The 24768-nt window shown below is 41.2% G+C and carries 26 protein-coding genes; 1 reads left to right on the top strand and 25 read right to left on the bottom strand.

Features of this window, described 5'->3' with window-relative positions; genetic code table 11:
• Positions 1-13: 13 nt before the first annotated feature.
• From rnc to ACIQCO_RS02230, 9 genes are all read right to left on the bottom strand, one after another.
• Positions 14-754 carry a ribonuclease III gene (rnc, locus tag ACIQCO_RS02190; protein WP_400425371.1) on the bottom strand — a complete coding sequence of 247 codons (741 nt, stop codon included), beginning with the start codon at positions 752-754 and terminating at the stop codon, positions 14-16.
• 352 nt (positions 755-1106) lie between these two features.
• The gene (gene acpP, locus ACIQCO_RS02195) at positions 1107-1340 is read right to left on the bottom strand and encodes an acyl carrier protein (RefSeq protein WP_024030209.1); all 234 of its coding nucleotides are present in this window, start codon (positions 1338-1340) and stop codon (positions 1107-1109) included.
• 59 nt (positions 1341-1399) lie between these two features.
• Complete coding sequence (gene fabG, locus ACIQCO_RS02200; protein WP_400425375.1) at positions 1400-2143, bottom strand: 3-oxoacyl-[acyl-carrier-protein] reductase; 744 nt, start codon at positions 2141-2143, stop codon at positions 1400-1402.
• Positions 2140-3087: an ACP S-malonyltransferase gene (gene fabD / locus ACIQCO_RS02205; protein ID WP_400425378.1), complete on the bottom strand. Its 948-nt coding sequence runs from the start codon at positions 3085-3087 to the stop codon at positions 2140-2142. The genes fabG and fabD overlap by 4 nt, the downstream gene beginning before the upstream one ends.
• Positions 3088-3106: 19 nt before the next feature.
• Positions 3107-4102 carry a phosphate acyltransferase PlsX gene (gene plsX, locus ACIQCO_RS02210; RefSeq protein WP_400425381.1) on the bottom strand — a complete coding sequence of 332 codons (996 nt, stop codon included), beginning with the start codon at positions 4100-4102 and terminating at the stop codon, positions 3107-3109.
• A 13-nt stretch (positions 4103-4115) separates the two neighbouring features.
• Complete coding sequence (gene fapR / locus ACIQCO_RS02215) at positions 4116-4682, bottom strand: transcription factor FapR (RefSeq protein ID WP_400425384.1); 567 nt, start codon at positions 4680-4682, stop codon at positions 4116-4118.
• A gap of 106 nt (positions 4683-4788) precedes the next feature.
• Positions 4789-6837, bottom strand: coding sequence for an ATP-dependent DNA helicase RecG (recG, locus tag ACIQCO_RS02220; protein ID WP_400425387.1), 2049 nt, complete (start codon positions 6835-6837; stop codon positions 4789-4791).
• 79 nt (positions 6838-6916) lie between these two features.
• Positions 6917-8596 (bottom strand): DAK2 domain-containing protein, encoded by a 1680-nt coding sequence (locus tag ACIQCO_RS02225; RefSeq protein ID WP_400425389.1) that lies wholly within the window; start codon positions 8594-8596, stop codon positions 6917-6919.
• 18 nt (positions 8597-8614) lie between these two features.
• Positions 8615-8977, bottom strand: coding sequence for an Asp23/Gls24 family envelope stress response protein (locus ACIQCO_RS02230; RefSeq protein WP_400425392.1), 363 nt, complete (start codon positions 8975-8977; stop codon positions 8615-8617).
• 289 nt (positions 8978-9266) lie between these two features.
• On the opposite strand from ACIQCO_RS02230, the gene rpmB reads away from it, so the two are divergent.
• Positions 9267-9455: a 50S ribosomal protein L28 gene (rpmB, locus tag ACIQCO_RS02235; RefSeq protein WP_066068532.1), complete on the top strand. Its 189-nt coding sequence runs from the start codon at positions 9267-9269 to the stop codon at positions 9453-9455.
• Between the two features lie 106 nt (positions 9456-9561).
• Here rpmB and spoVM read toward each other — a convergent pair whose 3' ends face one another.
• The 16 genes from spoVM to ACIQCO_RS02315 form a co-directional block, all read right to left on the bottom strand.
• Complete coding sequence (spoVM, locus tag ACIQCO_RS02240) at positions 9562-9645, bottom strand: stage V sporulation protein SpoVM (RefSeq protein WP_024030200.1); 84 nt, start codon at positions 9643-9645, stop codon at positions 9562-9564.
• 92 nt (positions 9646-9737) lie between these two features.
• Positions 9738-10385, bottom strand: a complete 648-nt coding sequence (locus ACIQCO_RS02245) for a thiamine diphosphokinase (protein ID WP_400425396.1) — start codon at positions 10383-10385, stop codon at positions 9738-9740.
• Between the two features lie 48 nt (positions 10386-10433).
• Positions 10434-11078, bottom strand: a complete 645-nt coding sequence (gene rpe / locus ACIQCO_RS02250; RefSeq protein ID WP_400425399.1) for a ribulose-phosphate 3-epimerase — start codon at positions 11076-11078, stop codon at positions 10434-10436.
• A 3-nt stretch (positions 11079-11081) separates the two neighbouring features.
• Positions 11082-11963: a ribosome small subunit-dependent GTPase A gene (gene rsgA / locus ACIQCO_RS02255; protein ID WP_400425402.1), complete on the bottom strand. Its 882-nt coding sequence runs from the start codon at positions 11961-11963 to the stop codon at positions 11082-11084.
• An 83-nt stretch (positions 11964-12046) separates the two neighbouring features.
• Positions 12047-14020, bottom strand: a complete 1974-nt coding sequence (gene pknB / locus ACIQCO_RS02260; RefSeq protein WP_400425405.1) for a Stk1 family PASTA domain-containing Ser/Thr kinase — start codon at positions 14018-14020, stop codon at positions 12047-12049.
• A gap of 6 nt (positions 14021-14026) precedes the next feature.
• Entirely contained in the window at positions 14027-14776 is a 750-nt protein-coding gene (locus ACIQCO_RS02265; protein WP_400425408.1) for a Stp1/IreP family PP2C-type Ser/Thr phosphatase, read from the bottom strand.
• A 6-nt stretch (positions 14777-14782) separates the two neighbouring features.
• A complete protein-coding gene (rlmN, locus tag ACIQCO_RS02270) occupies positions 14783-15874 on the bottom strand; it encodes a dual-specificity RNA methyltransferase RlmN (RefSeq protein WP_400425411.1) in 1092 nt (363 codons plus the stop codon).
• A gap of 130 nt (positions 15875-16004) precedes the next feature.
• Complete coding sequence (rsmB, locus tag ACIQCO_RS02275) at positions 16005-17351, bottom strand: 16S rRNA (cytosine(967)-C(5))-methyltransferase RsmB (RefSeq protein ID WP_400425414.1); 1347 nt, start codon at positions 17349-17351, stop codon at positions 16005-16007.
• Position 17352: 1 nt separating this feature from the next.
• The gene (fmt, locus tag ACIQCO_RS02280; protein WP_400425417.1) at positions 17353-18297 is read right to left on the bottom strand and encodes a methionyl-tRNA formyltransferase; all 945 of its coding nucleotides are present in this window, start codon (positions 18295-18297) and stop codon (positions 17353-17355) included.
• Positions 18294-18779 (bottom strand): peptide deformylase, encoded by a 486-nt coding sequence (gene def, locus ACIQCO_RS02285; RefSeq protein ID WP_400425421.1) that lies wholly within the window; start codon positions 18777-18779, stop codon positions 18294-18296. The genes fmt and def overlap by 4 nt, the downstream gene beginning before the upstream one ends.
• A 74-nt stretch (positions 18780-18853) precedes the next feature.
• Positions 18854-21265 carry a primosomal protein N' gene (priA, locus tag ACIQCO_RS02290; protein WP_400425424.1) on the bottom strand — a complete coding sequence of 804 codons (2412 nt, stop codon included), beginning with the start codon at positions 21263-21265 and terminating at the stop codon, positions 18854-18856.
• Complete coding sequence (coaBC, locus tag ACIQCO_RS02295) at positions 21252-22475, bottom strand: bifunctional phosphopantothenoylcysteine decarboxylase/phosphopantothenate--cysteine ligase CoaBC (RefSeq protein WP_400425427.1); 1224 nt, start codon at positions 22473-22475, stop codon at positions 21252-21254. Before coaBC ends, priA begins: the two co-directional genes overlap by 14 nt.
• Positions 22476-22661: 186 nt before the next feature.
• Positions 22662-22880, bottom strand: coding sequence for a DNA-directed RNA polymerase subunit omega (gene rpoZ, locus ACIQCO_RS02300; RefSeq protein ID WP_066085206.1), 219 nt, complete (start codon positions 22878-22880; stop codon positions 22662-22664).
• Between the two features lies 1 nt (position 22881).
• Positions 22882-23496, bottom strand: coding sequence for a guanylate kinase (gene gmk, locus ACIQCO_RS02305; protein WP_400425431.1), 615 nt, complete (start codon positions 23494-23496; stop codon positions 22882-22884).
• 11 nt (positions 23497-23507) lie between these two features.
• Positions 23508-23771 (bottom strand): extracellular matrix/biofilm regulator RemA, encoded by a 264-nt coding sequence (gene remA / locus ACIQCO_RS02310; protein ID WP_024030186.1) that lies wholly within the window; start codon positions 23769-23771, stop codon positions 23508-23510.
• A gap of 59 nt (positions 23772-23830) precedes the next feature.
• On the bottom strand, positions 23831-24706 hold the full coding sequence (locus ACIQCO_RS02315; protein WP_400425435.1) for a YicC/YloC family endoribonuclease: 876 nt from the start codon (positions 24704-24706) through the stop codon (positions 23831-23833).
• Positions 24707-24768 lie beyond the last annotated feature (62 nt).

Below are 24768 nucleotides of genomic sequence, written 5' to 3' on the forward strand. Positions count from 1 at the left end.
ACTTAAGTTTTTTCTAGGTTGTTTTTGTTTTTAATACATTCAGTGCCATTTGCGCGGCATGCTGCTCCGCTTCTTTCTTTGACTTCCCGGTCCCCACACCTAATTCTTTTCCATTCAATGATACCTTGGAAACAAACTCTTTACTATGGGCAGGTCCCTTTTCTTGAAGGACGCGATATTCAATTGTACCGGCTGCATCCCTTTGAATAAGTTCCTGTAATTGACTTTTAAAATCCATCACATGAGAAAAAGCACCAGCATTAATTTTAGGAAAGACGGTCTGCTCAAGGAAGGTAATGACTGCTTCAATTCCTTGGTCTAAATAAAGAGCCCCAATAAATGCCTCAAATACGTCTGCAAGCAAGGCTGGACGCTCTCTGCCTCCTGTCATCTCTTCTCCTTTGCCAAGCAAAATGAGCTTTCCAAAATTAAGCTCGTTGGCAAAAGCGACAAGCGATGGCTCACATACAATCGCAGCTCGAAGCTTCGTCAATTCTCCTTCGGTCATCGTTGCATATTTTTTGAAGAGGAATTGCGAAACAGTAAGCTCCAGTACGGCATCTCCTAAAAATTCAAGTCTTTCATTATCTTCGAAAGGCTTTCTGCGATGCTCATTCACATAGGATGAATGAGTAAAAGCTTGTTTTAATAATTTCTCGTTTCCCATCTTAATTCCGATTTTGTTTTGAAAATCCAGAAATTGATTTTCTTTTGCGCGAATATTCATGTCTTTTTCCTTGCCATTTTTGCGCATTAAAGTCTCCACCTTGCATATTATTTATACTCTACCCATAGTTTAGGCTGTGTTAAAAGGGAATGTTGATTTCCGTTCCAGGCGCTTCGCTTTCCGCGGGGCGGGCGGTGAGCCTCCTCGGCGCTAAAGCGCCTGCGGGGTCTCACCTGTCCCGCTGCTCCCGCAGGAGTCTCGCGCCTTCCACTTCAATCAACATTGTGTTCAAAATTAACAATATTTTTTATCACAGCTTTAGTTTAAGAAAGTTTTAATCAAAACGCAAAGAAACTTGGCAGATAGGTTACTCTACCAAGTTCTATCATACAGAATAAAGCTCCGTTTGAAAACGGAGCTTTATGGATAAATCCAACGATTATTTCGTGCTATTTATGTAATTAACAGCATCACCAACTGTGCCGATTTTTTCAGCATCCTCGTCAGAAATCTCCATATCGAACTCATCTTCTAATTCCATTACTAGTTCAACTACATCAAGGGAATCAGCGCCAAGATCATCTTTAAACGAAGCTTCAAGCTTAACTTGAGACTCGTCTACACCTAAACGGTCAACGATGATTTTTGTAACACGTTCTAATACATCTGCCATGCTTGCTCACCTCCCCTCAAGCTATTATAGAGTATTTCATTCAAATAATAAATGAAAAGTTACATAACCATTCCGCCATCTACATGGAAGGTTTGACCTGTAATATAAGATGAATCATCTGATGCGATAAATGTTGTAAGTTTAGCGATATCTTTAGGCTCCCCTAATCTTGCTAAAGGAATCTGTTTTAACATTTCTGCTTTTACTTCATCGGATAATTTATCGGTCATATCGGTGGTGATAAAGCCCGGTGCGATTGCATTTACGGTAATATTCCGGGAAGCAAGCTCTTTTGCTGTCGTTTTCGTTAAACCAATGACACCTGCTTTTGCGGCCACATAGTTCGCTTGTCCAGGATTTCCACTAACCCCGACGATGGAGGCAATATTAATAATCCGGCCAACCCGCTGCTTCATCATTTGTCTTGTAACTGCTTTAGTGACTAAGAAGACGCCTTTAAGATTGATGTTAATCACATCATCCCATTCTTCTTCTTTCATTCTCATTAATAAATTATCCTTTGTAATCCCGGCGTTATTAACAAGAATGTCTAGTTTACCGAAACCATCAATCGTCGTTTTAACCATCTCGGTCACTTCTGCAACATTTGATACATCACATTTTATCGCAAATGCTTCTCTGCCAAGGGCTTTGATTTCGTCGACTACTTCATTAGCCTTTGCTTCGCTGCCGGCAAAGTTAACGGCTACATTGGCTCCTTGTCTTGCCAGTTCCAAGGCAATTTCCCTGCCAATGCCTCTTGATGCACCAGTAACTAGGGCTGCTTTTCCCGCTAAAATCATAACTTCTCCTCCTTTAGCGCATCCGCTGCGGCTAGAGCACTTTCCTCATCCGATACGGAATACGTTTTCACTGTTTTATCAATTTTCTTGATTAAGCCGGAAAGAACTTTTCCAGGTCCAATTTCAATAAAGGTGTCGACACCCAATGCAATCATTTTCTGGACAGAATCTTCCCATAAAACAGGGGAATAAAGTTGTTCAATTAATTTATCTTTAATTTCAGATGAGCTGCTAATCGGCTCTGCTGTTACATTAGCAATAACCGGTATTTTCGCATCCTGCATTTCAGTCCTGTCTAACACTTCACGCAGCTTGTCAGCAGCTGGCCTCATTAATGGAGAATGAAAGGGACCACTTACCTCTAATGGCAAAACTCTTTTCGCCCCTGCTTCCTTTGCTTTTCCACCTGCGAGTTCAACGCCTTTTCTCGAACCTGAAATGACAATCTGCCCTGGACAATTTAAATTAGCTAAAGCTGCTGGGAAACCGGATTCACTCACTTCCTTCGTTACCGCTGAAAGCCGTTCACGATCAAGACCCAATACAGCCGCCATGGAACCTTCCCCATTTGGCACCGCATTTTCCATAAACTCGCCCCGTTTCCTGACGGCATAAACGCCTTCCTCGAATGAAAGGACGCCTGCAGCAACAAGGGCAGTATATTCTCCTAGACTATGACCGGCTACATAATCAGCCTTTATACCAGACTTGCGGAAAAAATCTAAAATAGCAATGCTTGTGGTCAATAATGCAGGCTGGGTATTAACGGTCAGTGTTAATTCTTCCTTCGGTCCTTCGAAGATCAGTTTACTTAACTGAGTATTTAGCGTCTTATCAGCTTTTAGAAAATAATCCATAATCTCAGAGTGTTTTTCTGCCAACTCTTTTCCCATTCCAACCGCTTGTGACCCTTGTCCTGGAAATACAAATGCTATTTTACTCATTTCAACACTCCTTTATCATCTATTTTTCTGATGTATCATTTTCAATCGTTTGTTTAATTAATCCGCCGACATCATTACTAACCATTTCCCTAGTTTGCCTGATGGCACTATAGATGGATTGTCCGTTGGACGAGCCGTGTGCCTTAATGACCGGAGCCTTTAAGCCAAAAAGAGCTGCGCCGCCATATTCAGAATAATCCATCGTGTTTTTTAACGTCATAAGATTTGGTTTCAAAACAGCGGCAGCCAATTTACTTTTAAAACTGCTCATTAAAGCTGTTTTCAACATCTTAAACATCGAAAGTGCGGTTCCCTCAATCGTTTTCAACACCATGTTGCCCGTAAATCCATCGGTAACGACAACATCTGCAACACCATCCAGCAAATCACGTGCCTCGACATTGCCGACGAAATTCACATTCGCGTTTTTTAAAAGTTCAAATGTTTGTTTAGTAAGATCGTTTCCTTTTTTCTCTTCCGTGCCAATATTTAAAAGGCCGACACGAGGTTTAGTAATACCTCTTACTTTTTCACTGTAGATGGATCCCATTATCGCATTTTGCAGTAAATGCTCAGGCTTTCCATCAGCATTGGCGCCAACATCGAGAAGCAGAAAGCCCTCGCCGCCTATAGTCGGCAGTGTTGGCGCTAATGCAGGTCGGTGTATCCCGTCAATTCTGCCAACAACGAACAGCCCTGCTGCAACTAAAGCCCCCGTATTACCTGCAGAGATACAGGCATCAGCCAAGCCATCAGCTACTTGCTGGGCAGCAAGCACCATTGAAGCATTTTTCTTGCGGCGAACTGCTTTTACCGGTTCATCTGTTCCAAGAATGACATCGGTTGTATGTAAAACAGTAATTCGGTCGTGAGCCGATAACGTTTCATTAATTTTGTTTTCATCCCCGACAAGGGTGATATGTATATCTGAAAATGCTTGAACAGCCTTCATTGCACCTAAGACGATTTCCTTCGGTGCATTGTCGCCGCCCATTGCGTCGATTGCTAGTTTCATTTTGCTTCATCCTTTAACGATTTTTCGAACGGTACATTTCAAAGTCTCCGGTAAAAACAAGCTCATTATTCACAAAGCTTGTCACTTCGACAAACGTTCTATCTACGTTCTCATCGATTTTCGTTACTCGAGCTTTGGCAATTACCCGCTCATTCAATTTCACCAACCGCTTAAATTGGATATTTGCTTTGGCTGTTAACGCTAATTCGTCATTAATCACCGCAACAGCCAGGGAATTAGCTTGAGCAAACACATGATGACCGCGGGCAATATTATTCCTTATGAAGACATGCTCTTCTTTCACATCGAAAATGGAAATAGCACTTTGATCTAATTCAATATCAATGATTTCGCCAATAACTTCTTCTAATGGCAAGGAGCGGACTTCGTCTTCGAATCGTTTCTCAGCCACCGTTTTTATCCGTTCACGGAGTTCCGGAATCGATAGTTCTAACCTGTCCAATCGAATCGTTTGCACACTCACTTGAAATTTTTCAGCTAGTTCTTCATCTGTAATAAATGGGTTCTCTTTAATTGTTGAAGTTAATAAACGCTGCCGTTCTTTTTTACTTCTTTTCATCATTACACACCGTCCGAGATATTATGACTAGGTACTAAGAGTAGTATAAAATTTAAAAAAGCAGATTGCAAGAATAAAATTATTTCCCATTATCTGCCTTTCCATTTTAATCAAGTTTCTCTCCTTCTAAAACGCCCGACTCCTCTAACTGTTCTCTTAAGTATTTATAGTCAGGAGAGGTCCAAAAGGTTTCCGACTGGATCAGCATTGCCGCATCATTTCTTGCCGTTTCCAACGCCCGGTAATCATGAACCATGTCTGCAACCTTAAATTCTGGCACCCCGCTTTGTTTTTTCCCAAAAAAGTCGCCCGGTCCGCGCAGCTCTAAATCCTTTTCACTTAAAACAAAGCCGTCATTCGTTTCTGTCATGATTCTCATACGTTCCTGACCAACTTCAGACTTGGGACTGGCAAGTAGGATGCAAAAGGATTGGTCACTGCCGCGGCCGACACGTCCACGCAGCTGATGCAGCTGTGACAAACCAAATCTCTCCGCATCATAAATGACCATCATCGTCGCATTCGGTACATTCACCCCAACCTCCACAACGGTTGTTGAGACGAGCACCTGCACCTCATTTGTGCTAAACTGCTTCATGACCGAATCCTTTTCGTCCGCACTTAAGCGGCCATGCATTAGACCAATCTTATAACGATTTTGGAAATAATGAGTTAAAGTCGTATGGACATCAATCGCATTTTGCACATCAAGCTTGTCCGATTCTTCAATGAGCGGGCAAATGACATAGGCTTGATGACCTTTTACTAATTCTTTTTCGACAAAAGCAAGGACGCGCTCAAGCATTTCCGGCTTCGCCCAATAGGTCTCGATGGACTTTCTGCCGGCAGGCATCTCGTCAATAACCGAAACGTCCATTTCACCAAATACGGTAATCGCCAAAGTTCTGGGAATAGGCGTCGCGGTCATAAACAGTACATCTGGATTTTCTCCCTTTTCCCGTAACACTCTTCGCTGTTCAACACCAAACCTGTGCTGCTCGTCGGTAATAACAAAACCGAGTCTTTTAAAAATTACCTCATCCTGAATTAAGGCATGTGTACCAATTAAGATATCAACCTTCCCTTCTGCTAATTCTTCGAGGATCTCGCGCCTGCGTTTTCCTTTGACAGAACTTGTCAAAAGCTCGCACTTGACCCCAAAAGGTCCTAGAAGGTCTTTCAGTGATACAGCATGCTGCTCAGCTAAGATTTCTGTTGGTACCATTAAGGCCCCTTGAAAGCCTGCTGTCACACTGGAAAATAAACCAATTGCCGCCACCACAGTTTTCCCGGAACCAACATCCCCTTGCAAAAGACGATTCATCCGGAAGGGCGACTTTAGTTCAGCTAACACTTCATTGACGACCCGTTTTTGCGCATTTGTTAATGGAAAGGGCAGACTATTGATAAATTCCTTCACTTTTGTCAAATCATAGTTTTGTGTGATTCCTGGGGAATGCTCCCGTTCAAATTTCCTTAACGCCTGCATTTTTAATTGAAACACCAAAAATTCCTCATAGACAAAACGCCGCCGCGCCTGCTTCACATCCTCTGGATTGTCAGGAAAATGCATCTTTCTACACGCATCCTGTCTGTTCAAAAGCCGATATTTTGTTAAAAAGGCTTCGGGCAGTGTCTCTTCGATGAAATGTCCATATTGATTAAAGGCAAGGTTAATAAACTTTCGCATTCCTTTTGTAGTTATTTTGCCTCGTAACGAGTAAACAGGTTCAAAATCTTTTGCTTTTGCGTTTGCGCCGGCCTGCATTTCATTTGCGGTAATCGTTTGCCGGTGTGCATCCCATTTTCCTGTAACCGTAATCGTTTCATTCATGATGATTTTATTTTTTAAATAGGGCTGATTAAAGAAAACGACTTTAATTAGGTATGCCCCAACGAAAAGCCGGATCGTCAGCTTTGATTTCTTTTTTCCATAGTAGGCAAGGGAAGGCTCACTATGCACCTTCCCTTCGACTGTCACTTTCTCATCATGCTGAACTTCAGCTAAATCCTTTAGCGAATAGTCTTCAAATCGGTAAGGGAAATATTCTAATAGATCATAAATCGTATAGATTTTCATTTCCGCAAGGGCTTCTGCTGTTTCTTCCCCAATTCCCCTTATAGCTGTTACTGATTGGTTTAGATTCTCGAACACAATACTCTCTCCCTTTGCGAAGTTACAATAAAAAAGAAGGGTCTGACCCTTTTAGTCTCCCTTCTATTTTAGCCGTTCCTTATTCAATTGAAAAGATAAATGAATACAATGGCTGCTGGCCATTATGGATTTCGATTTCCACGTCTTCGTAATGTTCTTCGACAAATTGTGCAAGATTCTTTACTTCTTCCTCGGTCACGTCTTCACCATAAATGATGGTTAAGATTTCCGAATCTTCATCGATCATCTTTGTTAACAGATCTTCTGCCACTTTCGCTTTATCTTTGTTTTTGACAATAATTTTCCCTTCGGCAATCCCCATGAAATCATCTTTTTCGATTTCTAAGCCATCGATTTGTGTATCACGTACAGCAAAAGTAATTTGACCGGTCTTAACGTGCTGCATCGCATCCTTCATCGCTGTTTCGTTTGCTGCCACATCAGTGGAAGGGTTAAACGCAAGCAGCGCGGAAAGCCCTTGGGGAACCGTTTTAGACGGTATCACATAAATTTCTTCTTCAGTAACATCCGCTGCCTGCTCTGCAGCCATAATGATGTTTTTGTTATTGGGTAAAATAAATACCTTTTTAGCATTTACTTGTTTTACGGCTTTGACAATATCCTCCGTACTCGGATTCATGGTCTGTCCACCTTCAATAACTGCGTGTGCTCCAATACTTTTAAATAAATCAGCAATCCCTGCACCCATCGAAACTGTAACAATTCCGTATTCTTGAAGTTCTTTAGAAGGTACTGGACGTTCGGAAACTAAAGCAGGATGGGACTCACCAACAATATTGGAGTGCTGCTGGCGCATATTTTCGATTTTCATATTAATTAAGTTACCGTATCGTTGGCCGTAGGATAAAACCTCACCAGGCTGCTCGGAATGAATATGGACTTTGACCACATCTTCATCCGCAATAACCAATAAAGAATCACCTAATTTGCTAAGGTCATTACGGAATACCCCTTCATCGAATGGATGATTGGCTGTCTTATCCTGTTCAAATCGAACCATAAATTCCGTGCAATAACCAAATTCAATATCCTCTGTATTCATATGGCTTTGAACACTTCTATGGTGTTCAGCACTCACCATTTCATCCATTGAAAACGCAATCGGTGATTCTGGCAGTTCTTCTCCTCTAAGGACAGCAAGAAAACCCTCGTAAACGAACACAAGCCCTTGACCGCCGCTGTCTACAACGCCGACTTCCTTTAAAACAGGCAGCAGGTCTGGTGTGCGCTTCAGAGATGCCTTTGCTTCTTTTAGTACTTCTTCCATAATGGCGATAATATCAGTTGAATTTTGGGCTGCCTGAACGCCCTTTTTGGCAGAATCCTTCGCTACAGTTAAAATCGTTCCTTCGACAGGCTTCATGACAGCTTTGTATGCTGTTTCAACCCCTGCTTCTAAGGCTAGCGCAAAATCTTTTGCGGAAATTATCGCTTTAGTTTCAACTGCCTTAGAAAATCCACGAAATAACTGGGAAAGGATGACACCTGAATTGCCGCGTGCTCCCATCAGCAAACCTTTGGAAAGGGCAACCCCTACTTTACCAATATGTTCCTGAACATTATTCTTTACTTCCTTTGCACCGGAACTCATTGATAAATTCATATTTGTTCCAGTATCACCGTCGGGCACAGGAAAAACGTTTAATGCATCGACCATTTTAGCATTTGCAGCCAAATGATTGGCACCTTGAATGACCATTTCGGCAAAACGTTTTCCATCTAATGCTGTAATTGACACAAACTTTCCTCCTCACTACTACGGGTTCGTCACACGAACTCCCTGAACGTAAATATTTACCGTACTGGCGGCAAGTCCAACAGTCTTATCCAGGGTGTATTTAACCTTTGATTGCACGTTGTGGGCAATTTCGGAAATTTTCGTTCCATAACTGACAATAATGTACATATCAATATGTAATTCCTCATTTTCTTGACGGACAATCACGCCGCGGGTGAAATTTTCTCTTCGAAGTATTTCCGTAATCCCATCTTTAATCTGATTCTTAGAGGCCATACCGACGATTCCGTAGCATTCGATAGCCGCACCGCCAGCAATGGTAGCGATTACTTCGTTTGATATATCAATTTGTCCGTACTTTGTTTTTAATTCAATGGACATGAATCGTTCCCCCTCCTGAATAATTGCTCTTTGACTACAGTCATTTTACTATAGTCATCCTAATATTGAAAGTCATACCTTTCTTTTTACTTAGCGGACTTTATTTTTCCCTATGTCAAGGTTTTTTTCTTGAAAGGTTTGTACTCAACTATTGCATTCAAATAAGTTGTATGATAAATTATTAAGGTATCTCAAGACTAGAAAATTTGGCACGGCCATTTTTCTATATCCAGATGAAATATCTTAAGATTGCTGTATAAAGCTTTTGGTAGTTAAGGAGGGATAGTCTATGCCACGTCAATGTGTAATAACTGGTAAGAAAACTACAACTGGTAACAATCGTTCTCACGCAATGAACGCGAATAAGCGTACATGGGGTGCTAACCTACAAAAAGTACGTATTCTTGTTGACGGAAAGCCTAAGCGTGTTTGGGTTTCTGCAAGAGCGTTAAAATCCGGTAAAGTTGAACGCGTTTAATAAGAGCCAGGGCATCCTTTAACAGGGTGCTCTTTCTTTATATTATCCCCCAAACAAGGTAAAATAAAAAGCACCCAAAATAACGGGTGCCATAAGATTTATAGTTCTATTCGTTTTTCTTAAACGCTCCAATCATCGCTCGGACAATTCCACCTAAAAATTTCGGCAGTTTAATTGTATAGAATTTCATACTGTCCCTCCTCACAAATCTTCCACAGCTTATTCATTTCAACTTTTTTCGTACGCTCTACATTTTATTCTCACGAACGAAATCAGTACCTATTAATCGTGACTTCTTATCACTATTAATATGCCTTCGGAAAATGAAAAAGTACCATAATCACTAATAAGTTCATTACTAATACATAATGTAGATCCGAGTGAAATATGCTTATTTTTCAAAGGAAATTTAAAGCCTTCAAGCGTAATGCCACTAACTTCAAGCGTTAAAGGTACAAAGGATATATATTTTTTTGTTTTCATTTTTTCAATTGAATAACTGCCTGGTTCCTTCAAAAAAGCGATGTTATGTCGATCAATTAAATAGACACTGGCTGGATTTTTTTCTTTAAGTGGATTTAGCAACAGATGCACATTTGCAAATAAATGATCAAGCCTGCCCCCTGTCGCCCCGAACAAACGAATAATTGATGGTTTCTGTGCCAGCGCCCAATTGAGGGCAAGCTCCATATCCGTTTCATCCTTCTCTGGCTTGTACCGCTTCATTTTTGATACTTGCCTTTCAATGAATACTAATTCTTCCGGTGAAACCGAATCGAAATCACCAAACGCAATTTCAGGTATTATATTTCTATTTAAAAGATGAAATACGCCGCGGTCAACACCAACCCAAATGGCGTTTTCCTCTGTATAGTCTGTAAAATCCGGCAGCAATTCTTCGGGACCTCCGGCAAGTATATTTATTATCATCAGGCAATCTCCTTTTCCATATAGAAAAAGCCAGCTGTTTAGCCGGCTTTACCCTCTAATTAGCGAAATTGCCTTCGCATAATCAGGTTGATTATAAATGGCCGAGCCTGCAACGAGTACATTTGCACCGGCTTCCATGCATAGCTTTCCTGTTTCTGGATTGACGCCGCCATCAATTTCAATTTCAAGAGCTAACCCTTTTTCTTCAGCCATCCTTTTAACCGTTTTAATTTTTGGAAGGACCTCAGGTATAAATTTTTGACCGCCGAATCCAGGATTAACTGACATTAATAACACCATATCAATATCCCCGATAATGTGTTGAATGGATTCAACAGGTGTAGCCGGATTTAATACCACCCCTGCTTTAATTCCAAATGATTTTATATTTTGAATCGTGCGGTGAAGATGTCGGCATGCCTCGACGTGAACCGTAATATAATCAGCCCCAGCCTTAGCAAATGCCTCGATATATTGATCAGGGTTCTCAATCATCAAGTGGACATCAAGCGGCAGCTTTGTAATCGGTCGAATCGCTTCCACGATAAGTGGACCAATCGTAATATTGGGTACAAAGTGACCGTCCATAACATCAATATGAATATAATCGGCGCCCGCCTTTTCAACAGCTGTAATCTCTTCCCCCAATTTTGAAAAATCGGCTGAAAGAATCGAAGGTGCTATTTTCACCATGCGTTAATACCTCGGCTTTCTATCTTTAATTTCCTGGAGAAAATCTAAATAATGCTCATAACGATAAGCAGGAATTCCACCTGACTCTACTTCCTGTTTTACACCACATTTCGGCTCAGTGACATGTAAACAGCCCCTAAATTTACAATTCTTACTCGCATTTTGTAATTCAGGAAAGCAGGCAGTCAGGTCCTCTGCATCGATGTTGTTAAATTCTAGCGAACTAAAGCCTGGTGTATCTGCAATGAGTCCATTTCCAATTTTAATAAGTTCTACATGTCTGGTCGTATGCTTTCCACGGCCAAGATGCGAGGATATATGATTGGTTTTTAATTCAAGGCCTGGTCTAAGTACATTCAGCAATGAAGACTTCCCTACACCCGATTGCCCCGCAAATACCGATATTTTATTTTCCACATGGGGATTTAATTGTTCAATCCCTGCTTCCGTTTCTGAAGATGTCAGGATTACTTCATAACCGGCTGTTTTATATTGTTCAGCATACTCCGCTATCTTTTGCTTTTGATTTGCTGTAGCCAGGTCCATTTTAGTAATACAGATTAATGGTTCAATGTGATTAAATTCTACCAACACAAGAAACCGATCCAATAAAACGGTGCTGAAATCTGGTTCTACAGCTGAAAAAACAAGAATGGCCTGATCCACATTTGCAATCGGCGGGCGGACCAATTCATTCTTCCGCTCTTTTACTTCGAGAATGTAGCCCTCAAGGTCATTTTCAGCTTGAAAAACCACTTCGTCACCTACAAGCGGAGTAATTTTGTTCTTGCGAAAAACACCTCTTCCGCGGCATTGGGTCAGTTCCTCGTTATGAAGCACATAATAAAAACCGCTTAATGCTTTGACAATTTTCCCTTCAGGCATAGCCACACTCCTTGCATTTTATCTTTCCAAGTGTCTATTTTCTAGTGTAATATACCGTCCAATAATTTTCTTCAGCAGAAAAATTATTCTGTTTCTGAATAGCTTTTATTTTCATCGATGATAACTTTGTCATCACGAATGACCTTATAACCTGCTTTTCCGTTAAATGGAATATATAATTTAATTTCTTTCTTTATATCTTCGGTAATATAAAAGGAATCTGCCGTTTCTGTCATACTGTGATATGCATCCTGAATGAAAATGGTAACTAATTGTCTCTGTCCTGGCTCCCCTGGTACAGCTGGTTCAAAAGGTATTGGCAGTTCTATAATTACCTCTTTTGGCGGTTTTTCTTCTTTCCCTTTTGAAATGATGACGGTAACCTTGTCACCTTTTGTCATCGTTGTTCCCTTCTCGGGTGATTGCGAAATAACCATACCAGCCGGGATTTTGTCATCATATTTTTCTTGAGATGCATCTAAAGTCAGCCCTACTAAAGAAGCGTAATCCTGAGCACCATTGACATTGTATTGAGTTAAGTCCTTTAAGATAATTTTTTCTGGACCTTTACTAACCTCAAACTCCAGAACCGTCTCGTCAGGAACCACTTTTTTACCCTCGGGATAGTTCTGACTAATAATCGTTCCAGGTTCACTTTCATCATTTTTCTCTATTTTTTTAATGTCTTTAAAATTTCTATTTTTTAATAAACTGAAGACATCCTCATAGCGGCGCCCCAGATAACTTGACAGTTCATATTTTTCTTTTCCGGAACTAATGTAGATGCTTACTTTCGAATTTTCCTTTACTGTGGACCCGATTTCAGGGTTTGTCTTAATCACGTTTCCTTTTTTCACTACATCGTCAGTGATTTCGATCTTGTCTCCAACCTCAAGTCCTTTAAGTTTAAGCTTTGAAATGGCATCATCCAAATTCATCCCGCTGACATCAGGAATTTTGACGTCCTTTGCAGACAATAATCCAGGTAAAACGGTAAAAGCTAATAATCCAAGTATGGCAAGTGTAAGGAAGGTAGATATTAATATAAGCGGCCACTTTTTTCGTTTCTTGCCTTTCTTTTCATTTTTCACAGCATCTTTGCTATTATTAGCTGGTTTATCGCCGCTGTGGACTAATGTTTCATCAAGATTTTTTAGATGGTCATTTGTTATTACCGGGATGGCTTTCGTTGCCTCATTATCAATCGGAATGACAAATTTTGATTCATTCATCCTTTCAGGATCGAGTGCGGTTCTTAAATCTTCCTCCATCTCTTCAACACTATTATAACGATGGAATGGATCTTTAGCAGTTGCCTTTAAGACAATGTTTTCTACACTTTGCGGGATATTCGGATTCCATCTTCTAACAGAAGGGGTTTCTGATTGAAGATGCTTAAGCGCGATTGATACGGCTGATTCACCGGAAAAAGGAAGCCTTCCAGTTAATAACTCAAACATTACAATCCCAAGCGAATAAATATCAGACTTTCTGTTCGCCATGCCGCCACGGGCTTGTTCCGGTGATAAATAATGGACAGACCCAAGTACGGAATTAGTTTGGGTTATGCTTGTGGCACTTAGCGCCATGGCGATTCCGAAATCGGTGACTTTTACATTGCCATCATGGTCTACCAAAATATTATGCGGCTTGATATCGCGATGGATAATATGGTTTTGATGGGCATGAGAAATCGCTGAAGTTAGCTGACTCATAATCCCAATGGCATCTTCCACTCTTAGAGGAGAATTTTGTTGTATGTATTGTTTAAGTGTCTTTCCATCGACAAATTCCATCACAATATAATAAAGATCATTTTCCTCGCCAACATCAAAAATATTAACGATATTTGGATGGGCAAGGCTTGTCGCAGATTGTGCCTCCCTGCGAAACCTGCGGATAAATTCTTCATCATTAGCAAAATCGAGGCGAAGCATCTTTACTGCCACATCGCGGTCAAGAATCATATCATGAGCCAAGTACACATTGGCCATACCGCCTCCGCCAATCATTTCCAATATTTTATAGCGGCCGCTTATTCTTTTCCCAATTAGCATTTATCTTCACCCTCTTTCAATTTCGTCGTCAAACTCTAGGATGATTAGGGTGATGTTATCTTCTCCACCATTTTCATTTGCCATGTTAATGAGTGTTGAAGCTTTTTGTTCAAGGGAATCTTCATTTTGAAGGATAGTAACCATTTCGGCTTCATTAACCTTATTCGATAATCCATCGGAACATAAAAGAAGAAAATCGCCTTCTTCAAACATAATCGTTTTAATATCAATTTTCACATCCGGTTCTGTTCCTAATGCGCGAAGAATAACATTTTTCCTTGGGTGATGCTCTGCATCCTCTTTTGATATTTGCCCTGTACGGACTAATTCATTTACGAGTGTATGGTCTTCGGTTAACTGCTGAAATCCAATATCATTTAAAATATAACAACGACTGTCGCCAATATGAGCAAGGGTTGAAAAGAGCTGGGTAGCAATCACCGCTTCGATAGTCGTACCCATTCCCTCACATTCCAAGTTGTTATTAGCATGTTCAAACAACAATTTATTCACTTGGAGAATATGCGTTTTCAGCCACGCTTCCGCCTGATCCGCTGTTTGAATTCCTTCAGAGTCCTCCCACATTTTCTGTAAATGTGTCAAGGTCATATTACTCGCAACATCACCGGCACGGTGACCGCCCATTCCATCAGCTACAATGGCTAGGCGGTGTCCGTCCCGGTTTACAAAAGTTCCAACACTGTCCTCGTTATTCTGGCGGATTCTGCCTCGGTCCGTTCTATATACAGCTTTCACTTTTTGTCACCTCGTCTCCTCTTTTCGCTCCTTTGCACGAAGCTGTCCACATGCTGCATCGATATCTGACCCCTGCTCCCGGCGAATGGTTACATTAATTCCTAGATTTTTCAATGTTTTTTCAAAGGCAAAAATCTTTTCTCTTGGGGTCCGTACATAATCCCTTTCAGGAACATAGTTTACGGGAATTAGATTCACATGGCACTTGATTCCTTTTAATAGGCCAGCTAATTCTTCAGCATGTTCGACCGAGTCGTTCACACCGCCAAAAAGACCATATTCAAAGCTTATCCTGCGACCTGTCTTATCGATATAATACCGTACTGCTTTCATTAAGTCATCAAGTTTATACGCTTTGTTAATCGGCATTAATCTTGAACGTAATTCCGTATTAGGTGCATGCAGAGAAATCGCAAAATTTATTTGCGTTTGTTCATCGGCAAACTGATAAATTTTTGGAACAATTCCACTTGTCGAAACCGTAATATGGCGTGCACCAATATTTAATGCTTTTTCATGGTTAATGATTTTTAAAAATGACAGCATATTATCGTAGTTATCGAATGGCTCACCAATCCCCATAATTACGACCGAGTCTACCCGTTCATTTGTTTCATCAAGTGTTTGTTGTACTTTGACAACTTGAGCGACAATTTCGCCTGCTTCCAAGTGTCTTTTTAGGCCGCCAAGTGTGGAGGCGCAGAAAGTACAGCCAATCCGGCAGCCAACCTGTGTCGTTACACAAACAGAGTTCCCATAATCATGGCGCATTAGCACGGTTTCGATTGAATACCCGTCATGCAATTCAAAGAGAAACTTTATTGTTCCATCAGCAGATGTTTGTTGAATGGCGGTATTAAGGGTTGTCAGCTGAAAATGCTCCGAAAGTTTATCACGCAGGCCCTTTGCGACATTGCTCATATCTTCAAATGCGGTAATCCGCTTTTTATAAAGCCAATCAAAGATTTGCTCAGCCCTAAATGGTTTTTCATCATTTTCAGTAAGCCAACTTTTTAGTTCGTCAAGCTGCAAAGAGTAGATCGATTTCTTATTCATATCCAATGTTGTATTCGTCCCAGTTGTATTCAATTGTTCCAACTGTTACACCCTCTTTCTATTGTCTAGCTTCAGCGCCTAGGGGCTCGAGTCATAAGCCAATCCGTCCAAAAGGTTAAAGAACAACCTTTCGGCCGGCTCGTCTTATGCTTGTCGCCCCTGAGCAAGGCGCTTACGCTTTTCTTAAAACTGCTATATAGAAGCCATCTGAGCCAAAGTCCTGCGGGAATATTTGCAGGTCAAAGCCAGTAATGAATGGTTGAATCGCTTCTGGCATCCTATCCTTAAAAGATAAATCTGCTTCGAATTCCGGATTATTCTGCAAAAACGTTTCGACCGTATTTTGATTTTCCTGTTTATCTACAGTACATGTACTATAGACGAGGATGCCGCCCTTTTTCAATAATGGGGTTACAGACGTTAAAAGATCTTGCTGAACCCTGCTCAAGCGCTCTATATCCGTTTCTGTTTTCGTATACTTCATATCAGGCTTTCTCCTCATTACACCAAGGCCTGAGCACGGAGCATCGAGAAGAATGCGATCGAAGGATTCAACCTTAAACTTTTCCTGTAAATGTCTAGAATCAGAAACACTTGTTTTTATATTTCCTAACCCTAAACGTTTCGCATTGTCATTGATTAATCTTACCTTGTGCTGATGAAGATCAACCGATATCACTTCGCCGGTATTATTCATTTTTTCAGCAATATGCGTACTTTTACCGCCAGGTGCAGCACAGGCATCTAGGACAAATTCGTCTTGCTTGGCACCCAATGCATAGGCAGCAAGCATCGAACTTTCATCTTGAATTGTAAACATTCCATAGTTAAAGGCGATGGTGGAAGCTAAATTTCCCTTTAACGACCTAATTGCCTCAGGAATGACTGGACTCTTTTCAATTTGAAAACCGTCCTCTTCTAATAGGGCAATACATTCATCCCGCGAAATTTTTGTAAGATTAACTCTCGCTGTCTGCATTGGTGCCGTTAAGTTAATCTCGCACATTTCCTTCGTTTTATCATAGCCAAATTGGTTAACCCATCTAGTAACAAGCCATTCCGGATGACTCGTCTCAAGTGCTAGTCTTTCATTGCGATCAGTTACCTCATTCAAAGATGGAAGTCCTTCCCTCTGAATGCTCCTTAGCACGCCATTTACCAGACTGGCGATTCCTTTATGCCCGCGTTCCTTGGCAATTTCAACCGCTTCGTAAATAGCTGCTCTGTCGGGAATTCGGTCAAGATAAACCATTTGATAAAGCGTTAGCCTGAGTAAATGATGAATCCAATTTGCTAATTTCTTATTGTCTTTGACGAAAGGATTTAAAAAGAAGTCCAGTGCCATTCGTCTTTGCAATGTTCCATAGGTCAATTCTGTCAGTAATCCGACATCTACAGGCGACAATTCGTTTTTTTCAATCGTGCTGTTAAGAAGCAAATTACTATACGATTGGTTTTTCTCGATAGTCACTAATAGGTCCATGGCAATTGCACGTACATTTTTTTTCGTTGAAGTCATGTTATTCTCCCAGCTTGCTGCCTATTAAAATTTTTGAACCTGCACCGCGTAAAAATTGTTCACTCATCATTTTTGTTTTTCCTGAAGGCTGAAGTTCAATAATTTTAATGGCGGTTTCATTACCCGTACTAACTGTAAACCCATCTGACTCTATTTTTAAGATCGTTCCAGGCTCTTGTTTCATCAAATCTGTTACTTTTTCTGCGCGCCATATTTTTAAGACTTGGCCATCCATTGATGTAAAGGCAACTGGCCAAGGATTCAGACCGCGAATATGGTTATAGATTTCTTCACCCGAATTCGACCAGATAATCTTTTCCTGCTCCCGCTTAATGTTGGCAGCAAACGTTGCTTCCGCATTGTTTTGCGGCTTTGGCGTGAGACGCCCTTCTATTAGAAGCGGCAATGTTTCAGATAACAATTTAGACCCTGCGGCACTTAACTTCTCATGAAGTGTACCAACATTGTCCTCTTCTGTAATTGGCACCTCTACACTTGTTAAAATATCACCGGCATCTAATTTCTCAACCATGTACATGATGGTAACACCAGTTTTCTTTTTGCCTTGAATAATTGCGTAATGGATCGGAGCTCCGCCGCGAAGTTCTGGCAGCAGCGAGGCATGAACATTTATGCAGCCGTATTTAGGAGCCTCTAACAGCTTATTCGGCAAAATTTGCCCAAAGGCCGCAGTTACAATTAAATCTGGGTTTAAGGACAGAATTTTGGCAAGTTCCTCTTCTTGACGGATTTTTTCTGGCTGGTAGACGGGGATCCCTTGTTTTAATGCCTCCACCTTGACCAGAGGCGGTGTTAACAGCTTTTTTCTCCCAACTGGCCGGTCTGGCTGGGTGACAACGCCAATGACCTCATAACCATCCTTGATGATTTGCTGCAAGACCGGCACAGAAAAATCGGGGGTCCCCATAAATACAATTTTCGTCATTCACTTTCTACTCCTTTTAACTCATCTTCCTTGAGGTATCGAGTTACCTTGGTCGTGAATAATATTCCGTCAAGGTGATCAATTTCATGTTGAATCGCCCTGGCGAGGAAGCCTTCTGCTTCAAGTGAGCAGCTCCTGCCTTTTCGATCAAAGGCTTCAATCTTTACAAAATCAGGTCTTGTTACTTCGCCAAAAAGGTCAGGAAAACTTAAACACCCCTCTGGTCCTGTTTGTTCGCCAGCTGTTTTAATAATCCGAGGGTTAATCATTTCGATTGTTCCCGATTCATCATCGATATCAACAATTGCGACGCGCAAGTTTAGTCCGATTTGCGGAGCCGCAAGACCAACCCCATCATTTTCAATCATCGTGTCGTACATATCATCAAGTATTTTCGCGAGTTTTCTATCAAATTTTTCCACAGGCCTGCATATCTGCTCAAGAATCTCGGCAGGATGCATGACAATTTTTCGTATTGACAAAGCTGTTCCTCCATATTATCTGGTTTTTAGATTTTAAAGTGTTTTTTATTATTTTATCTTTATTTTCACCGTTTTTACATTAAGATAAACGGGTTTACGTCGATTGATACCTGCAGTCCGCTTTTCGCATCTTTTTGGTATTGATCGAGGATTGTTTTTAAAGTAGTTGTCAAGTTCGGTTCCCGTTTGTATTTTATCAGACATTGATAGCGATATCTATTTTTAATCCTAGTTATCGGCGATGCTGCAGGTCCTAACACTACTGCCTCAGGAGATAACCGCGACTGGACATAGGTAACGATTTTTTCAGTTGCTGTTACAACAGCCAGCAACTGTTCATGACTGACGGTAATAAGTGATAGAAAATAAAACGGTGGATAATGATGCATTTTTCGGTTCAACATTTCCTGCTGATAAAAGAGATCATAGTCCTGTGTTCCTGCAAGCTCGACACTGTAATGTTCCGGCGTATAGGTTTGAATGATGACCTCTCCAGGCAATTGATGGCGTCCTGCCCGCCCGCTGACTTGCGTTAACAGTTGAAAGGTTTTTTCTGATGAACGGAAATCCGGTAAATGAAGCATCGTATCGGCGGAAAGGACCCCGACAAGAGTGATGTTGGGAAAATCCAGCCCTTTGGCAATCATTTGCGTTCCTAGAAGAATATCAGCTTTTCCATCCTGAAAATCCTTTAACAATCGTTCATGTGAACCTTTACGTCCCGTTGTATCAACATCCATGCGGATGACTCTTGCCTCCGGAAGAATTTTCCCCAGCTCATCCTCTACCTTTTGTGTACCCGTTCCAAAATAGCGGATATGTTCACTTGAACACTCAGGACATACCTTTGGGACAAAACTTTCATAGCCGCAATAATGACATTTCATCTGCTCATTAACGCGGTGATAAGTAAGCGAAATGTCGCAATTCGGGCAATTCATGACATAACCACAGTCTCGGCACATCACAAAGGAGGAGTGGCCGCGCTTATTTAAAAACAAGACAGTTTGCTGCTTTTTCTCGATTCTATCCTTGAGCATTTCAAACAGCTTCCGTGAAAACATCGAACGGTTGCCTGCGCGAAGTTCTTCGCGCATGTCAATGATTTCGACAGCCGGAAGTGATTGGTTATTCATCCGGATTGGCAGTGTTAACAGATGGTATACCTTCTTTTGTGCTCTGGCAAAGGTCTCAAGTGAAGGGGTTGCACTTCCAAGGACTACAGGGCAGCTATAGGTTTTCGCCCTTTCAATCGCCACATCCCGCGCGTGGTATCGCGGCATTTCTTCCTGTTTATAACTCGTTTCGTGCTCTTCATCGATAATAATGATGCCAAGGTTTTCAAATGGAGCAAAAATAGCAGATCTGGCTCCAACTACGACCTTTACTTCCTTCCGTTGAATCTTTCGCCACTCATCATATTTTTCACCGGCAGACAACCCGCTGTGTAATACAGCGACTAAGTCACCGAACCTGCCCTTAAACCGATTCACCATCTGCGGAGTAAGGGCGATTTCCGGTACAAGTACAATCGCTTCCTGCCCTTTTTCAATCACTTCTTGAATCGATTGCAGGTAGATTTCTGTCTTGCCGCTCCCCGTTACCCCATAAAGCAAAAATACCTCATGTTGATTTTGCTCTACTGCATTTAATATCGGTACAATCGCGGTTTGCTGGTCCTTAGTTAAGGGCAATGGTTTCGTTCTTTCGAATCTTCGATGCTCATACGGGTCGCGATATACCTCTACTTCCTCCTCACCAAGAATCCCTTTACCAACTAAAGCTTTAACAGTCGAAGCTGTGGTATTCAGCTCAGCTAGTAGCTGTCTCATTTCAATGGGAGCAAAACGTTCGATAAAAAAGCTTATGACTTGTTTTTGCTTTTCTGCATTTACTGGTAATTTCGCCAATTCTTCTGTTAAGACTGCTTGGGAAACGAGTGGATGGATATATTTGCGTAGTTTTTTCCTGACTTTTTCCTTCACGATATAATGGACTTCAAGATGACCTTTTGCCGTTTCCTTTTGTAATAAGGAGACAATTCCATTCTTCAAAGCATCCTGCCAATCCAGTTTTCCATTCTTTGCGAAAAATGGATGCAGTGATAACGGGAGTACACTTATTTCTATTCCTGGAGCCAGTTTTACGATTTTTTCATATTTCGCTTTTAAAGCTGCCGGCAGCATGACCTGATAGGCAAATATTTTAAAACAAAGGGTATTTTCCGTCAGCCAGTTCCCAAGCGCCAGTAATTCATGATTTAAAACCGGTTCAAGATCCATCGGCTCAATGATTTCTCTTAACTGCTGTACCTCAGATTCTTTTTTCAGCTCAATGACAAATCCTTGAATATTTCTTGGACCAAATGGAACAACTACCCTCATGCCCGGCTGAATGGTATCCCTCCACTCACCCGGGATTAAATAATCAAAGACCCTGTCCGTTTGTTTTGCCGGTACATCAACAATGACACTAGCGATTTCCATCTTTGTTCATTTCCTTCAGAAGAGCAGTAATTTCTTCAATTATTTTTTCTGCTACTGCTGTTTTAGACATTAGCGGTAATTCGGTCATCGTACCGTCCCGTTTAAAGAGGGTCACGATGTTAGTATCGGTCCCGAACCCTGCACCGTCAGCCTTTACATTATTCGCGACAATCATATCAGCATTTTTCTTTAATAACTTTTTTCTTGCATATTCTTCGACATTATTTGTTTCTGCTGCAAAGCCAACAAGTATTTGTTTCTTTTTCCGCTGCCCAAGCTCAAACAAGATATCTTTCGTTCGTTCAAAGTCTATCGTCGTGTCCCCTGCCTGCTTTTTCACCTTATAATCATGGGTGATTTTTGGGCGATAATCGGCAACAGCCGCCGTTTTAATTACGACATCTGCGCCATCATAATGGCTCAATACAGCCTTGTACATTTCTTCAGCACTCTCGACCTTGACTATCTCAATCCCAGAAGGGACCTGTAATTGAACAGGACCGGATACTAAGACAACATCGGCACCCTGCCTTTTCGCCTCTGCCGCTAAGGCATATCCCATTTTGCCGCTTGAATGGTTGGAAATGAAACGGACTGGGTCAATTTTTTCCCGCGTCGGACCTGCGGTAATTATTATCTTTTTCCCCTTTAGTCGATTTGCTTGATTATTCCCAAAGAACTTTTGGATTAACGCTACTATTTTCTCCGGTTCCTCAAAGCGCCCTTTACCAACGTAACCACAGGCAAGCCAGCCTTCACTTGGCTCGATGAATTGATAGCCATATTCAGCTAATATCGAAAGATTCTTTTTTACCGCTGGATGGTCGTACATATGAACATTCATTGCAGGGGCAACCCAAACAGGTGCGTCGGCCGCAAGCAGCGTGGTGGTAATCATATTATCAGCTATGCCGCCCGCTAATTTGGCAATTGTGTTGGCTGTTGCCGGTGCAACTAGAATCAAATCAGCCCAATCAGCAAGGTCAATATGGGCGATGACCTGTGGATTATTTTCAGCAAAGGTATCTGTATACACTTCATTGCGGGATAATGCTTGAAAGGTTAACGGGGTTACAAATTTAGCTGCAGATTCGCTTAATATAACTTTTACATGTGCCCCAGCTTGAGCTAGCTTACTCGTCAGGGCGGCTGCTTTATACACGGCTATTCCGCCTGTCACACATAATAATATTTTCTTGTCCTTTATCATAAACGAATCCCCCACTTCTAGTACATTCATTCTTTATTATGATGGAACATAATCAACTTTTCATCTTTTTTCGTTTCAAAATTCGACATTTTCTTTTAAAAATAAAAAAGGCTGACACGTTAGGAGTTTTCCTTTGTCGTCAGACCTTCTTTCGTAATTTACTAGCTGATTAATGCTATTTTTCGACTACTCAGCAGATGCTTCTGCTTTTTTGGAAATCCGGTATGTCAGCTCACCACTGTAAATTTCCTCTAAGGCTTTCCCTACATATTTATAGGAGACATATTTCGGCAGTCTTTCATCTCTAATTTGCGACATCACCCGGGCACGCTTCGCAGCAACAGAGACAAGTGAATATTTCGAATCAATTTTTTCAAGCAAGGAATCAATAGAAGGATACAACATTTTATTCAACCTCCAGCAATTTTTTATAACGATGTTCGACTCGTACCCTGCGGCAATGTTCAGCTGTTACGATAGCTCTTACACGTTCACAAGCGAGTTCGACTTGGTCATTTTCAACAACATAATCATATAATTCCATCATTTCAATTTCTTCACGGGCAGACAGCATCCGATTGTGGATGATATCATCTGTCTCCGTCCCTCTTGTCACAATCCGGTTTTTCAATTCGGTAAGGCTTGGCGGCATCAGGAAGATAAATAACCCCTCAGGAAACTTCTCCCGAACTTGGCGGGCACCCTTTACTTCAATTTCTAAAAACACATCTTTTCCTGAATCCAAGGTTTCGCGCACATAATCAACTGGGGTTCCATAATAGTTGCCAACAAACTCGGCGTATTCTAACAGCTTGCCCTGTCCAATTAATTCTTCAAACTCTGCTCTTGACTTGAAAAAATAATCAACACCATCTTTCTCCCCCGCGCGGGGTAAGCGGGTTGTCATCGAGATGGAGTATTCAAACGCTGTATCTGGATGAGAAAAAATCTCTTTTCGAACCGTTCCTTTTCCAACCCCTGATGGCCCAGAAAGTACAATCAGCAATCCTTTTTCCTGCATGTTCAAAAATCCTACCCTTCATCAATAGTATCATCACGGTCTGTTAAGCGATGGGCAACCGTTTCAGGCTGGACAGCTGAGAGGATGACATGGTCGCTATCCATGACAATCACTGCGCGTGTCCGTCTTCCATATGTAGCGTCAATCAGTGATCCCCGGTCACGGGCATCTTGAATAATTCTTTTTATTGGGGCAGATTCAGGGCTGACAATGGAAATAATTCGATTGGCAGAAACGATATTTCCAAATCCAATATTAATCAATTTAATCGACATGGTACCATCCAATCATCAATAATATATTTTGACCGTCAAAATCAGTTTCTAAACAAGTTCTATTCGATATTCTGTACTTGTTCCTTCAACTTCTCTAGCAAGCTTTTTATTTCGACTACTTTTTTCGCTATGTTGGAATCATTTGCTTTTGATCCGATGGTGTTCGCTTCTCGATTCATTTCCTGTATGAGAAAATCTAGCTTTCTGCCAATGGGTTCCTGTTCATTTATCGTTTGCATGAATTGTTGAATGTGGCTTTTTAATCTTGTAATTTCCTCATTTATATCAGCTTTGTCAGCAAAAACAGCCACTTCCGTTAAAATTCGTGTGTCATCTATCTGCCCATTGACAAATTCCTGCATTCTTTTCGTCAGACGGTCTTTGAATGATTGCACCACGAACGGCGTAAACTTTTGAAGTTCAAAGACATTTGCTTCTAATTGCGTGAGCATTGCCAGCAAATCCTTTTTCAATTCTTCCCCTTCGGCGCTTCGCATTTCCTTTAGTAAAACAACCGCTTCTTCCGTTGCGGTTAAAACTAATTTCTCAAGTTCTTCATTGCCAGCTTCACTTTCTTCAATATGTAAAAGATCTGATCGATTAAGTAAATCCTGGAGTGTAATTGTTCCTTCAATGCCAAATTTTTCATGTGCCTGCTTGATGAATTGGTAGTATTCTTCAACCAACTTCCAATCTACATGGACTTTCCGGGTGACGACCCCTTCCCCTTCCACACTTACATAGACCTCAACCCTGCCGCGGCGAATATGCTGGTTTAATTTCTTTTTTATTTTATCTTCTATTTTTAATAGCTGTCTTGGCAAGCGGATATTCATTTCACAAAATCGGTGGTTGACTGTTTTAACTTCCACATTAACTGAGAAGGAATCTGATTCTGCCTTTCCCCTGCCAAAGCCTGTCATACTAATAACCATCACGTGCACATCCAATCTATAAAAAAAATAATCGGCATTCTTTATTTTTTTAAAGACAAAAG

The sequence above is a fragment of the Neobacillus sp. NPDC093127 genome, assembly GCF_044754175.1.
Lineage (GTDB): Bacteria > Bacillota > Bacilli > Bacillales > Cytobacillaceae > Neobacillus.